The organism is Nitrosomonas sp. (assembly GCF_022842015.1).
GTDB lineage: Bacteria > Pseudomonadota > Gammaproteobacteria > Burkholderiales > Nitrosomonadaceae > Nitrosomonas.
Genome location: NZ_JALHQJ010000037.1, coordinates 17,388 through 31,309, shown reverse-complemented (window position 1 = coordinate 31,309; position 13,922 = coordinate 17,388). Strand labels below are relative to the sequence as shown.

Sequence of the window (13,922 nt, the reverse complement as noted above, 5' to 3'; positions counted from 1 at the left end):
GTCAATCCTGTACGCAGACGGTTCTGACGTAAGGCGCGCAATGCTTCACCAAAAATTGCCGCTAGATTCATATATCAAAAAGTCTCATGCAAGGCCGTCACTTCGGTATTGTTTTTATCAATAGTGACGTGTCCATCCTTTAAATGGATTAAACGTCTCGCGTAGGCCGCAATATCATCTTCGTGCGTGACCAGCACGATGGTGATCCCTTGGTCTCGGTTAAGTTTCTCAAATAACTGCATAATATCATTGCTGGTTTGTGTGTCCAGATTGCCGGTCGGTTCGTCCGCCAAAATCAGCGAGGGATGATTGATTAATGCGCGACTGATTGCGACCCGTTGTTGTTGTCCCCCGGAAAGCTGGTTGGGTTGATGCATGGCAAAATCTTCCAGGCCGGTATGGCGCAGGAATTCCAACGCTTGCTTGCGACTCTTGGAGCGGCTGATGCCGGCGTAGAGCAATGGTGTTGCTACATTATCGAGCGCTGTCATGCGCTTGAGCAAATTAAATCCCTGAAATACAAACCCGATGTTTCGATTACGGATTTGTGCCAATTCATTACTGGAAAGTGCCGCCACGTTCTTGCCGGATAACCAGTACGACCCGCTGGTCGGGGTATCCAGACAGCCGAGTATATTCATTAAGGTGGATTTGCCTGATCCAGAATGCCCCATGATGGCGACAAATTCACCTTGATGAATGGTCAAATTGATATGGTATAAAACCTGAGTTGTGATGATTTGACCATGCACATCCTGCAAACTGTAGCTTTTGCAAAGATGTTCTAATTGAATAAGAGGTTGAGCGGAGTGTGTGGCCTGAATCGAAGACATCAAAAGACTCTTAGTTTGAACTTGCTCTCAGATTCTTTTTTATCGATGACTTCATTGAGGATTACCTTGTCACCGGCTTTGATTGTGTCGCTGCTGATTTCAGTGAAATTACCATCGGAAATTCCAGTGGCGACGGTAACCGGAGCAGGGCGGTTTCCCATGAGTAGATATACCGTCGGTTGTTGCGAGGGTTTAGCCGTTTTACCACCTTCGCTTGTCTCCATGTCCTTGGGTTGGAATCTTAAAGCGGCATTGGGGACGCGCAGCACGTCATTTTTATGCATCACGACAAAATGGATATTGGCGGTCATCCCGGGCAATAATGCGCCATCATCATTATCAACCATGGCCACGACGTTATAGGTAACGACGTTTTCCTGGATGGTCGGATTGAGCCGAACTTGTTTGACCGTGCCAGAAAATTTGCGTTGCTGAAAGGCATCCACAGTGAAATTTATCAATTGACCGATATGCAACTGTCCGATATCGGCTTCGGCAACACTGATGTTAATTTGCATTTGCCTCAGGTCTTTAGCGATCTGAAATAAAATCGGTGTCTGAAAGTTGGCGGCTACAGTTTGGCCAATGTCGACATCGCGTGCGATAACGACGCCGGAAATCGGTGAACGAATTACGCTGTAGTTGAGATTGGCTTGGTCGCGTTCAACTTGGGCTTGGTTGATAGCCAATTGCGCGCGTGCAGCTTCAGCTTCCTGTTCAATGATTTCTAATGCCTCGGTTGAAATAAATTCTTTTTCTTTCAGTATTTGTTGGCGTTTTAATTTGTTCTCGGTAATTCTTAACGCGACTTCCGCATTGAGAAGATTTGCTTTGGATTGCTGCAATTGTGCGCGTAATATGGCGGGATCAAGTTCAGCCAGTATCTGCCCAGTTTCTACCTGATCATTAAAGTCCGCATGTAACTTAGCCACCGTACCGGAAACCTGTGTGCCTACATTGACCAGCACAACGGGAGTAAGTGTGCCATTGGCGGAGATGGTTTGCATGATATCGCCGCGTTCAACAGCCCGAGTCTTATATTTGTTCGCTAAAGACTCTTCTGTATCGCCGCTATACCAATAGGCGGCGGTTATTGTAACCAGTATCAAAACAATGATGATTTTTCTTGTGTGAGTAGTTGCCATTTGAGAGGTTTAATGAATCCAATTGGGCCGTACGATCAGTAGAAAAAATATGCTCGGCAATGTACGTCAAATATAGGGTTGAAAATTTTCCGGGCGTTTTTATTTTTCCGCTTTATCTGCTTCTTCCCTGAGCGTTTCTACGTGCTTCAAACGCGCTTCTACACTGGAGAGTTGGTAAAAATTGCCATTACTATTTTGTAGCGCGGTCTTTAGTTGATCAACAGCGCCTGCATAGTGCCCTTTTAACAAATAAGACTCGGCGAGCGCGCGATGCTTGAGCATTTTATCACCTAATAGCTCGTAACATTGGGCTTGCAGGCTAAACAATTGCGGATCACTTTGCACCAGTTGTAATTTCTGGGTAATAAATTCAAGGGCGGTATCAATTTGCTTGTTCTCTATTAATGCTTGTGCATAGCCATGGATCAGTGCGCGATATTGTGGATAAATTTTTAATGCTGTTTTATAAGCGTTGTAAGCGTCGGTTGTATCTCCATGGGTCAGTTTAACTCGGGCTGAGAGTGTTTCAATCATTGCGCCGGCGATAATGCTTTTGGATTCAATGCGCACGGTTTTTCCCAGTTGGTGATTAGTCAACACGGGTATGGATGAATCATTATGCAAAACGTGATACAAGAGAGCCAGCTCTGCGTTGGCTTGTTTGTATTTTTTGGCACGCAATAACGCATGAATATAGCCATAGCGTTCAACCGCCTCATTGTTATAGCGTTTCTCAGCCAAGCGTGTTTTGAATTGCCGCACGGTATTAGGCGCATTTCCTTGTAACGCACGTAACTTCGCGCGCACCAGTAAAAAATCGATACTATCTGGAACTTGCCGGTAAGGCAGTTCGCGCGTGCGATTCTGAATATCCGCGATGCGTTCGTAGGTGATCGGGTGCGTGCGCAGGTAAGAAGGCGCACCATTTTCATGAAAACGTCCAGCTCGCTGCAAACGCTCAAAGAAAGCCGCCATGCCTTGTGGGTCAAATCCCGCGTCTAATAAAATGCTTAAACCAATCCGATCTGCTTCTTTTTCATGATTACGGGTGAAATCCAATTTTGATTGGATCATGCTGGCTTGTGAGGCAACCAATACCGCCTGACTTGCCTGTGCATCAGCACGCGAGGCGACGATGGCGACGGCCAGCGCTGCCAATTGCTTGACCAGGTCGTATTTCTGCGCAGCGATCATGCGCGCCAGGTGTTTCTGTGTGACATGCGCAATTTCATGCGACATCACGGCCGCTAATTCGGATTCGCTTTGTGCGGCGATAATCAGACCACTGTTGAATCCCATGAAGCCACCGGGCAATGCAAATGCATTAATGGCGGGATTGTCGATCGCGAAAAACTCAAATAATTGATTTGCACTGGCTTCACTTGAGTTGGCGATTAATTTATGACCCAGGTTGCTAAGATAGCTGGCGATTTCTGGATCATCCATATAACTCGGATCGGCGCGGACCTGGCGCATGATTCTCATGCCTAACTGTCGCTCCTGATGTGGCGTGATACTGGCTTGCGACACATCGCCTAACTCAGGCAATTCATGCGCAAAACTAATGGTCGAGAACCATGTCGATAGCACAATTATCAAACAAGCTAATTTCATGATAATAGGATATCTATTTGTTTTTTGAGTTCCGTGAATGCTTATTCTGCAGTGGTTGTTGCCCAGGTCGTGTAATGCGAGGCGATGGGATAACGCCATGTGGTACCAAAATCGCAGTGTGTGATGCGAATGCCTGGAGGAGACTGGCGGCGTTTGTATTCGTTCCTATGAATGAGTTGGATGACTTTGGCAACATCGGCTGGGTCGTAATGCAATGCGATGATTTCAGCCGGTGTAAGATTCTTCTCGACGTAGGCTTCGATGATTCCATCCAGGATTTCATACGCTGGTAAGTTGTCCTGATCAGTCTGATTTAGGCGTAATTCAGCCGATGGCGCGCGGCGGATAATGCGTTCAGGGATAACAGGTTGGATTTGATTCCGATATTCACACAACTGATAAACCAGAGTTTTACTGACATCTTTTAATACCGCAAAGCCGCCTGCCATGTCACCATACAGGGTGCAATAACCAACCGCCATTTCGGATTTGTTGCCCGTAGTCAGAACCATTGCGCCGGTATAATTTGATAGTGCCATTAAAAGCGTGCCGCGGATGCGCGCCTGAATATTTTCTGGCATGGTATTAAAATCAGCCGGGTCCAATGAAATCTGAAAATCCTTGGCGATCTTTTTCAGATATAAATCAAACAGCGGTTCTATGCTGCATTCAATATGTTTAACCCCTAATAATTCGGCAATTTCATTGGCATCTTCCAGACTAATGTCGGCGGTATATTGCGATGGCATCATGACGGTTTTGATCTGGTCTGCGCCTAATGCATCGACCGCAATCGCGAGCGCGAGCGCCGAGTCTACGCCTCCGGAAAGCCCCAGTAACACACCTGGGAAAGCGTTTTTTTGAACATAATCCCGAACGCCTAAGCATAAGGCTTTATAGATGCTGGCAGCAGGAGATTGTGTCGGCATTAATTTGCCTTTTACTGGTTGCTTGTTCTCAATTTCGATGAGTTCAATGGTTTCAGTAAACTCCTCCAGCTGATGCGTAAGCTCACCTTGTCCATTCATGACAAACGATGCGCCATCAAAAACCAGTTCATCTTGTCCGCCGATCAGATTGGTGTGGATAACGGGGATGCCGGTATGTTTGATGAATTGGTGCGTGGTTTGATAGCGGGACACTTGCTTGTTGACATGATAAGCTGATGCATTGAGTACTAATAAGATGTCGAGACTGGAGCTATCCACGTCTGCGGGCAAATGACCGAGCCAGAAATCAGCACAAATATCAATGCCGAATTTGATGCCTTCCAATTCGAATAGGTATGGCTTGGTGCCGGCATCAAAGTAATAGGTTTCGTTGAAAAAAGGTGATTTATTCAGAATTCTTTTGTGATAGGTATGCTGAATTTCACCGTTGCGAATGACCGAGGCGGCATTATAAAGGTTATCTTCTTCAAAACAGGGGTGGCCCACGATCAAGGTGATGTCACCGATTGATTTTGCCAGTTCTGTCAGGGCGTCCTGACAGAACTGGCAAAATGTTTCGCGCAACAGCAAATCCGCTGGAGGATATCCTGACAATGCCAATTCGGGCGTTATGACCAACGCCGCACCCGCTTGCTGGGCTTGTTTCACCGCAGCCAGTATCTTGGCTGCATTGCCAGTGATATCCCCTATCGTGCAATTAATCTGAGCAATGGCAATGTGCATGGTTTGACTGGGTGTTATTGCAAGCTAGAAGGGAAGTTGAGCATCCGGCTTCGCTTGTAGAATGTTGTGACGAAAATCTTCCTGGATACGCTTTAGCGCGGTTTCATTGTCTGCTTCAAAGCGCAAAACGATTACGGGCGTGGTATTAGAAGCGCGTGCCAAGCCAAATCCATCGCTGTATTCGACGCGTAGCCCATCAATAGTAATCACTTGTTGCGGATTGCTGAAAACTGCCTGCTGTTGCAATTGTGCTATCAAAGCATGATTTTCACCCTCAGCGGTGCGTACTTGTATTTCCGGTGTGTTAAGGCTATCGGGAAGATTATTCAGCGTGGCGTTGATATCCGCTTCGCGGCTCATCAATTCCAGCAATCGTGCGCCGGCATATAACCCGTCGTCAAAACCATACCACCGTTCCTTGAAAAACAAATGTCCGCTCATCTCTCCGGCTAGCAGGGCTTTTTCTTCAATGAGCTTGGCTTTGATAAACGAGTGTCCGGTTTTCCACATGACAGGGGTGCCACCGTGCTTGCTGATCCAGGGAGCCAGGTTACGGGTGCATTTCACGTCAAAAATGATTTTTCCACCTGGATTTCTCGATAGTACGTCGGCGGCGAACAGCATGAGCTGACGGTCGGCGTTAATGATGTTGCCGTTCTTAGTCACGATGCCCAGCCGGTCGCCATCGCCGTCAAAAGCCAATCCGATTTCGGCATCGGTAGTTTTCAACGCATGAATCACGTCATTGAGATTCTCGGGCACAGACGGATCGGGGTGATGATTAGGAAAAGAGCCATCTACGTCACAGAACAATTCGGTGACCTGGCAGCCCAAACCGCGATAAAGCGCAGGTGCAAATGCGCCAGCCACGCCATTGCCGCAATCAACAACGATCCTGAGCGGACGATCGAGCTTGATATCCTGAGTGATGTGTTCGAGATAAGCGTTGACAATATTCTGTTCGGAATAATTGCCAGTTCCGTGGGCCAGGTCATTATTTTCGATGCGTATTCGCAAGGCCTGGATGGTTTCCGCTGCCAGCGTCTGACCGCCGAGTACGATCTTGAAGCCGTTATATTCAGGCGGGTTATGGCTGCCGGTCACCATTACGCCGGAATACTGGCACAATTGATGCGCGGCAAAATAGAGCATCGGTGTCGCGACCATGCCGACATCCACCACATCAATTCCACTATTGCGGATACCACGTGCGAGCGCCTGAGATAGTTCGACGCCTGATAATCTGCCATCGCGCCCGATTGCGATTGCCGTTAGATTCCTGGCGCGTGCTTCAGAACCTATGGCATGGCCGATTTTTTCGACATTTTCTACGGTGATGGTTTTATCGACAATGCCGCGGATATCATAAGCTTTGAAAATTTCATGAGGAATGGTTTGCATTATTTAATAAATCCGAAAAAAGAGTGGTTAGTACAACGTGGCAAATTGCTATTGGTCTCGTTACAATTTATCATCAGAACGCAGGTTTCCTCGTCAGTCAGTGGGTTTTAGTGATGGCCAGGCGCAGCGCCGCCTTTGAGCGTGTAGTGAGTGCCGCAGTAGGGGCAAAGCGCCTCGCCGGTAGCTTCAATCGGCAGGAAAACCCGCGGATGAGAATTCCACAACAACATCGATGGCATCGGACAATGGAGTGGCAAGTCGTCGGCAGTTACTTCGATTTCGCGGGCTTTATTATTGGTTTGGGTTTGTTGATTCATACAAGTTAACTCCAATGGTGCATTATTAAATCAAGGTAAGCCAGTTGGCGTGATTTTGAGCTTTACCTTTGACACAATCAAAAAATAGCGTTTGTAGTTGCGTGGTGATCGGTCCACGTTTGCCTGCTCCGATAATGCGGTTATCCAGTTCGCGAATCGGTGTGACTTCAGCAGCAGTGCCGGTGAAGAATGCCTCATCCGCGCAATAAACTTCATCGCGTGTAATGCGCTTTTCGATCACGGGAATGCCTATTTCTGTGGCCAATTCAATGATGGATGCGCGCGTAATGCCTTCCAGACAGGAAGTGAGGTCAGGCGTGAAAATTTTGCCTTGTTTGACAATAAAAATGTTCTCTCCCGAACCTTCAGCAACATACCCTTCAACATCCAGCAATAACGCTTCATCGTATCCATTCAATCCAACTTCCTGATTGGCCAGAATTGAATTGGCGTAAGTTGTAACCGATTTGGCTCGGCACATATTAATGTTGACATGATGCCGGGTGAACGACGATGTCTTGACGCGAATACCATTCTCCAGGCTTTCAGGACCCAAATACGTGCCCCAGGGCCAAGCGGCAATAGCGACATGCACGGACAATGTTTTGGCGGAAAGACCCATTGCTTCAGCGCCATAAAAAATGATCGGGCGGATATAACCGGAAGTTAATTTGTTTTGTTTTACTACGTCACATTGCGCTTGCATGATTACATCCTTGCCGAAAGGTATTTTCATCATGAAAATATGCGCCGAGTTAAACAGGCGGTCAGTGTGCTCCTGCAGGCGGAATATTGCTGATCCTTGTGCGGTTTCATAGGCGCGCAATCCCTCAAAAACACCTAACCCATAATGCAGCGTATGGGTTAATACATGTATATTGGCATCCCGCCAGGGAACCATCTTCCCGTCGTACCAGATCACACCGTCACGGTCAGCCATTGACATTCAGGAACTCCCCTTAAGATAGATTCTAAAAAGCGTATATTCTAACTTAATTTGGCGTAGCGTAAAAACACTGTAATGGATTGTCATATCGCGGCGTATTTATTAATAAAGGCAGTTAGGTTTTTCGAGGAATTATTAATTGTGCGCATAATGTATGTCATTGATTTATCGGACAGCACAAATAGACTGAAGATAGAGGAGACAATGTGAAATGGTGAGTTTGATTGAGTAATGATTGGATTGTGGCGGTGGATTCATTGTCATTTACATTCGCACACAAGATACGCCGCGCTGCTGACGGGCTGAGTGTGACGATGGCTTTTCTTAATGCAGCATTCGTCTGGAGACATATCTTATGATTATGTCTCCTATTATTTTCGACTGTTCTCTCCTTTTATTTACATTTGATAAATAGATTGCGATTGGTCGTTGAGCTCGATTGTGTCAGAAATCCGATTGAAGTTGATTGCGCAGTTGCCCTAAATTCACGGACTGCCTGTGACAAAGGAACAATCTCACCTTGCTGGTTCAGCACGTGATATCCCCGTGTGCCACAGATATCCCCGGCTTTCTCCAGGCAATGACTATAATTTCTGCGAGAGCCACTACAGTTGATATTATGCCCTTTGGCTCCATCAGCAAGATACACTTCTTTGGAAGTGGTACAGCCAAGGAGCATACTCGCAAAGGCTATTAGCAAAAAAAATGAGCGAAACATGTTGATCCCTTTTTACTAAAATTCGACAGGTTCTCTGTCAAATGGAGGTTAGATGATTGTTTAATTTCAATTCAATTCTAATTATTTCTTAAGCAGCTAATCGGTGACAGATGAGCAAAACTGCATATGCACTCACTCCCGCTGCATCTTGGTGAGCTATCCGTGAAACACGTCACGCACTTCTTCTTTATGCGGCTTTTTGTCCCAGACAACGCTAATTTAAGTAAGTTTAAAGCTTGTTCCTATAGTATAGCTTTTGTAAAACAAAAAGCGAATGCGCAATGACAGACAATCAAATATCTCGCCAGGATACAAGATACAAGAGAAATCGTTAAAAAGGTATGCCGCTGCTAACGTGCTGGTTTGTTAGTAAAAGCAAGATTGAAATCATGATGTGCAAATTAAACACTCGACCAGCCAAGGTAACTGATGCGAGATGAGCTTGCTGGTGGTATGACTAGATAGGTCATTGGTTCAATTGCCAGCTTCTTACAGCCTGAAAAGATTGCCTAAACTATTGATGCAAAGTTTGATGATTCAGGAAAAATACTTTCAGATAATTCTCAAATTTCAGTCGAACATTTTGGGGATGCTGTACGATTGCGTTAATGACTTGCAGCAGCGGATAGTTTTGCGTATTTACTAGCTGATACTGATTGATCATTTTTAAAGTATGTGGTCCTTCTCCAGTAATCGCATCCGTTTCTTCTCTGGCCAGTTTCCGGCCTAATGTATGATGATGCGAATTTTCACTCGTCGCAGTGGTGATCAAATCACCTAATCCCGCCAAGTGATAAGGACTGCTCGGTTGCCCGCCTAATTCAAGTACAATCTGATTCAATTCTTGCAGCGCGGCTACAGCAAGAAAGCCTCGCATATTGTCACCCAGCCTGAGCTCATCGGCCATGCCAAAGGCCATGGCGTATACATTTTTTAAAATCACCGACCAGCTGATACCGGTAATGTCTGGGGTGTATTCAAGTAGCAGTTTGGAGTGAGCGAAGCAAGTCTGAATCCTATCGAATGAAGTAAAATCATGGCAGCCCAATTGCCCAAAAGCATATCGATTGGATCGAATTTCTTCGGAAATCATTGGGCCATAAAGTAGGGCGTAAGGTTGTTCGTGCACAAGGTTATCGGCAAATATTTGAGCCGCAGTTTTACCTGAATCATCCAACCCTTTGGCAATACTGACACATAAGCAGTTTTTTTTCAGCCCAGGTGCGATGTGCTGTATTACTTCACGATGCGGATTCACCGGTAGGCAGAACAATACAATATCAGCCTGCGGCACGCTTGCTTCAAGATCGACGGATGAGCCGCTGTTTTGAGGGAATTTCTCCCAAATATCTAGTGCATGACGATCTTTGAGCAGAAATTCCATCGCATGCCCCATTTCCCCATGACCGAGAATAAGTATTCGGAACGATGTCATATAGAATTATTGTTGAATAAATACGTTAGAGTGGCGCATGTTTTCTTTTCTAATTGGGAAAGATAATGTTTATTGACTTTTCGGATGCGACAATATGTCACATTGCCAATAGTGATGCCTTAACCGATAATTCAATGGACATATTATGTAATGCATTGAATAGAATTGTAGTACATCTGCTTTCAATGATTCTCAAAACACTGAGTACTTCTTAATCGACATTTTTCAACCACATGAAAGAAAAGGAAACTTTTATTCTAGAGGCAGTGTTCATTACATCACTTTTCTTTTAAGAATAAATTTGCGCCATTCATGCGAGGAATATCAGGACATGCCGTTGCCCATTAAACAACAAACTTCAATTCTTCAACTCATATTGGCAATGTTCAATGCACCTCCAGGCGCGAGTAATCTCAATCATCTCGCTGCGCAGTTGAAGCATGGCCAAGCATTGGAGAATTTGGCGCAATCATTGGCGAAAAGCGTTCTCTTTTTTGATAAACAATATGATGTTAATCTTTCCCCGATCGATTTTGCCAGTGCTTTGGCAGAGGATTTGTTCGGTGATCGAATATCAAGCAGGAATAAGGCCCTAGTCATCGAATATATGGTTAATAAAATATCGTCCGGATCTTCCCAGACGGAATTGGTTTCAGAATTCATCGATGTCTTATTCTCGATTCCTACATCTGATTCCAATTGGGGTGAAGCAGCTTTGCACTTTCATATTCATAATGTCACAAAAATTATCAATCATTTATTATGCGATACCTTCACCGCTGAGAACAAAGCCGTTGTAATTGAATTTATTCTGGCTCAATTGAAGGTTGGAAAAACTTTTGGGACAATGATCGTTTGGGGCATTAAAACCTTGATCAGTGTCGATCACGATAATCCTGTTTGGGGGAACGCGGCAAAGCTATTCGATAATCGAGTCGAAGTTGCAAAATATCATTCTGTCGATAAAATTGGCATCGTCACAGATCTTGCGGTTTTGCAACAAATTCTATCGGGTGTGACTGCGAATTTCGAGACAGTTGTGGCCGCAAAAGCTGCGATTGATAGATTACAGGATGATCCTGTGATGCAGCTACAATACTTTAATCCATTTCGTCTGGATCAGGTATTGAAAAACGAGAAGCAAAATTCTGCACTATTCGCTGCGCAGGAATTAAATTTTGCATGACAGCGTTTTATGATTTTATCGGATTTATCTCAGTACTTTTTCTATTCATGCGAATGAACGGGTTTTAATCGGTCATTTTTGGTACTATTCAGACATAGCTAATTTAGGTTTTGTGTAATTTGCTGTGAAGAGGTCGGTAGTCCATGTCACGTATTGAAGCAGTATTTGAGAATTCGGAAGGTGAATCATTAACGGGTTTGTTGGAGATGCCAACCGGCGCTATTAAATCGTATGCGCTATTTGCCCATTGTTTTACCTGTTCCAAAGATAATCCTGCGGCTGCACGCATTGCTCTTGCATTGGCTAGCCGTGGCATTGCCGTATTACGGTTTGATTTTACTGGATTGGGTACTAGCGCAGGAGATTTCTCGGACACCAATTTTTCGTCCAATATTCAGGATTTATTAGTCGCAGCGCAATATCTCGAGCAGCAGTATGCTGCGCCTTCATTGTTAATCGGGCATAGTCTGGGCGGCGCTGCCGTATTAGCGGCGGCACAGGAGCTGCCATCGGTAAAAGCGGTGGTTACTATTGGTGCGCCGGCAACCGCATCGCATGTCAAGCATTTGTTTGCAGATTCGTATCATAAATTGCAGGATCAGCAATCGGTACAAGTTGAGTTGGGTGGAAGAAGTTTTAATATTCGTCGGCAATTCATTGATGATTTGGAAAAATATAATTCCGTGGCGCATATTGGCGAATTGAGAAAGGCGTTGCTGATCTTGCACGCACCGCTGGATGACACGGTCTCGATAGACGAAGCAGCACGCATATTCACCGCGGCCAAACATCCAAAAAGCTTTGTGTCGCTGGATCATGCAGATCATATGTTAACCGACCCGCAAGACTCGCAGTATGTTGCTGAGGTATTATCCGCCTGGGCGAGTTGTTACCTAAAAACAAGTCAACTATCAGAAAAGCAAGAGGAAACAGCAGGGTCATCGGTCAAACAGGGTGTTGTGATAGTGCGCGAGCGCGATAAAAAATTCACGCGTGAGATTTTGACACAGCATCACCGCTTGATCAGTGATGAACCTATTGCACTCGGAGGTTCTGATCTTGGATTTAATCCTTATGAATTGTTACTTGCTGCGCTTGGTAGTTGTACTTCAATGACCTTGCGTATGTATGCAAATCATAAGCAAATTGACTTGCAGGATATTCAAGTTGAGTTGCAGCATGATCGGATCCATGCTGAAGATTGCGCTGATTGTGAAAAACAAAAGACGCAAATTGACGTCTTAACACGAAGCATTCGACTGACAGGCGATCTGAGCGATCAGCAACGTGCCCGATTATTGGAAATCGCCAATAAATGCCCGGTTCATAAAACCCTGCAAAACAAAATCCAGATAGATACCAATCTTACAGATTAAAACTGATATGGGATCCGTTGATAATAATGAAAAATATCGTATAGATAAATGGTTATTTGCGGCGCGGTTTTTCAAAACGCGCGCATTAGCGGCCGAAGCGATTGATCGTGGCCGGGTCATGATTAACGATCAACGTATCAAGCCTGCCAAAACAGTTGCAGTAGGGGATAAAATAGAAATTCGTATTAATAATTATCAGTATGTGATTGAAGTATTGGGATTATCGAATAAAAGAGGCTCTGCGCCACAAGCACAGCAGCTTTATCGTGAAACCGATGAAAGCCGCGAGGAACGGGCGTTGTTGGCCGCTCGGCTAAAAGCCCAGCCTCAGCCTTTTTTTGCCAAAGGACGCCCAACCAAGCGTGATCGACGAGAAATTGAGCGGCTTACTTCAAGCGCTGATGAATTTTGAGGATCAAGTGAGAGAAAATGAGCAATGACACCTTCAATTTAGACAAAGAACAATTGATCAAACAATCGTTGGTGCAAATGGATCAACATTTGCTCGGCGCAAATTATACGCAAGCGCAAAAATTGGCGCTGACCTGCAGAATTTTATTTGATAATGGGCATGATTCAGGATTGGCCGGACAAATTACCGCGCGTGGTGAACAACCGGGTACTTATTTGACGCAACGGCTGGGGTTCGGCTTTGACGAAATTTGTGCTAGTAATCTATTGCTCGTCAATGAAGATTTGGAAGTGCTGCAAGGCGACGGCATGGCCAATCCAGCCAATCGCTTTCATTCCTGGCTGTATCGCGCCCGGTCTGATGTGCAGTGCATTATTCATACGCACGCCATACATACCGCTGCACTGAGCATGCTGGAAGTGCCACTGGAAATCTCGCACATGGATAATTGCGTGCTCTATGACGATGTGGCTTTCCTGCCCAAGTGGCCGGGCGTTCCAGTGGGCAATGATGAGGGCGAACTGATTGCCAAAGCAATTGGTGACAGACATGCCTTATTGTTAGCGCACCACGGCCTATTGATCGCTAGTCCCAGTATTGAAGAAGCGTGCATACTGGCGCTGGCTTTTGAGCGTGCGGCGCGAATGCACTTGCTGGCGGCATGCGCCGGTAAGATTCAGTCGATTGATCCCGATTTAGGGCGGGAAGCGCGCGATTGGATCCTGCGTGGACAACGCAGTAGCGTGGCTTTTGCGTATTATGCGCGGCGTACTTTAAGAAAAGTAACAGATTGCCTGGAGTAACTGTGGGCCAAGTGCGATCCACTTCTCTCATTCATCGCAGTGCCATCGATATAACAGAGCTGC

At 45.6% G+C, this 13,922-nt stretch carries 13 protein-coding genes; 4 read left to right on the top strand and 9 right to left on the bottom strand.

The genetic code is table 11. The features are described from left to right. Window positions 1-74: 74 nt before the first annotated feature. The 9 genes from Q0C11_RS08570 to Q0C11_RS08530 form a co-directional block, all read right to left on the bottom strand. The gene (locus Q0C11_RS08570) at window positions 75-833 is read right to left on the bottom strand and encodes an ABC transporter ATP-binding protein (protein ID WP_293007139.1); all 759 of its coding nucleotides are present in this window, start codon (window positions 831-833) and stop codon (window positions 75-77) included. Then, window positions 833-1,978 carry an efflux RND transporter periplasmic adaptor subunit gene (locus tag Q0C11_RS08565; RefSeq protein WP_293007138.1) on the bottom strand — a complete coding sequence of 382 codons (1,146 nt, stop codon included), beginning with the start codon at window positions 1,976-1,978 and terminating at the stop codon, window positions 833-835. Before Q0C11_RS08565 ends, Q0C11_RS08570 begins: the two co-directional genes overlap by 1 nt. Before the next feature lie 99 nt (window positions 1,979-2,077). Further along, on the bottom strand, window positions 2,078-3,592 hold the full coding sequence (locus Q0C11_RS08560; RefSeq protein WP_293007137.1) for a M48 family metalloprotease: 1,515 nt from the start codon (window positions 3,590-3,592) through the stop codon (window positions 2,078-2,080). 41 nt (window positions 3,593-3,633) lie between these two features. After that, window positions 3,634-5,265, bottom strand: a complete 1,632-nt coding sequence (locus Q0C11_RS08555; RefSeq protein WP_293007136.1) for an NAD+ synthase — start codon at window positions 5,263-5,265, stop codon at window positions 3,634-3,636. Between the two features lie 24 nt (window positions 5,266-5,289). Beyond that, window positions 5,290-6,666 (bottom strand): phosphomannomutase/phosphoglucomutase, encoded by a 1,377-nt coding sequence (locus Q0C11_RS08550; RefSeq protein WP_293007135.1) that lies wholly within the window; start codon window positions 6,664-6,666, stop codon window positions 5,290-5,292. A 107-nt stretch (window positions 6,667-6,773) separates the two neighbouring features. Next, window positions 6,774-6,983, bottom strand: a complete 210-nt coding sequence (locus tag Q0C11_RS08545) for a zinc-finger domain-containing protein (RefSeq protein ID WP_293007134.1) — start codon at window positions 6,981-6,983, stop codon at window positions 6,774-6,776. Window positions 6,984-7,008: 25 nt separating this feature from the next. Beyond that, entirely contained in the window at window positions 7,009-7,929 is a 921-nt protein-coding gene (locus tag Q0C11_RS08540) for a branched-chain amino acid transaminase (RefSeq protein WP_293007133.1), read from the bottom strand. 394 nt (window positions 7,930-8,323) lie between these two features. Next, complete coding sequence (locus Q0C11_RS08535; protein WP_293007132.1) at window positions 8,324-8,647, bottom strand: hypothetical protein; 324 nt, start codon at window positions 8,645-8,647, stop codon at window positions 8,324-8,326. A 514-nt stretch (window positions 8,648-9,161) separates the two neighbouring features. Further along, complete coding sequence (locus Q0C11_RS08530) at window positions 9,162-10,082, bottom strand: hypothetical protein (protein ID WP_293007131.1); 921 nt, start codon at window positions 10,080-10,082, stop codon at window positions 9,162-9,164. 331 nt (window positions 10,083-10,413) lie between these two features. On the opposite strand from Q0C11_RS08530, the gene Q0C11_RS08525 reads away from it, so the two are divergent. The 4 genes from Q0C11_RS08525 to Q0C11_RS08510 all read left to right on the top strand — a co-directional run bounded on the left by Q0C11_RS08525 (window position 10,414) and on the right by Q0C11_RS08510 (window position 13,859). Then, window positions 10,414-11,268, top strand: a complete 855-nt coding sequence (locus Q0C11_RS08525) for a hypothetical protein (RefSeq protein ID WP_293007130.1) — start codon at window positions 10,414-10,416, stop codon at window positions 11,266-11,268. A gap of 143 nt (window positions 11,269-11,411) precedes the next feature. Then, entirely contained in the window at window positions 11,412-12,644 is a 1,233-nt protein-coding gene (locus tag Q0C11_RS08520) for a bifunctional alpha/beta hydrolase/OsmC family protein (RefSeq protein ID WP_293007129.1), read from the top strand. Window positions 12,645-12,651: 7 nt separating this feature from the next. Continuing rightward, entirely contained in the window at window positions 12,652-13,056 is a 405-nt protein-coding gene (locus tag Q0C11_RS08515) for an RNA-binding S4 domain-containing protein (RefSeq protein ID WP_293007128.1), read from the top strand. A gap of 17 nt (window positions 13,057-13,073) precedes the next feature. Continuing rightward, window positions 13,074-13,859 (top strand): aldolase, encoded by a 786-nt coding sequence (locus Q0C11_RS08510; protein ID WP_293007127.1) that lies wholly within the window; start codon window positions 13,074-13,076, stop codon window positions 13,857-13,859. Window positions 13,860-13,922: the final 63 nt, after the last annotated feature.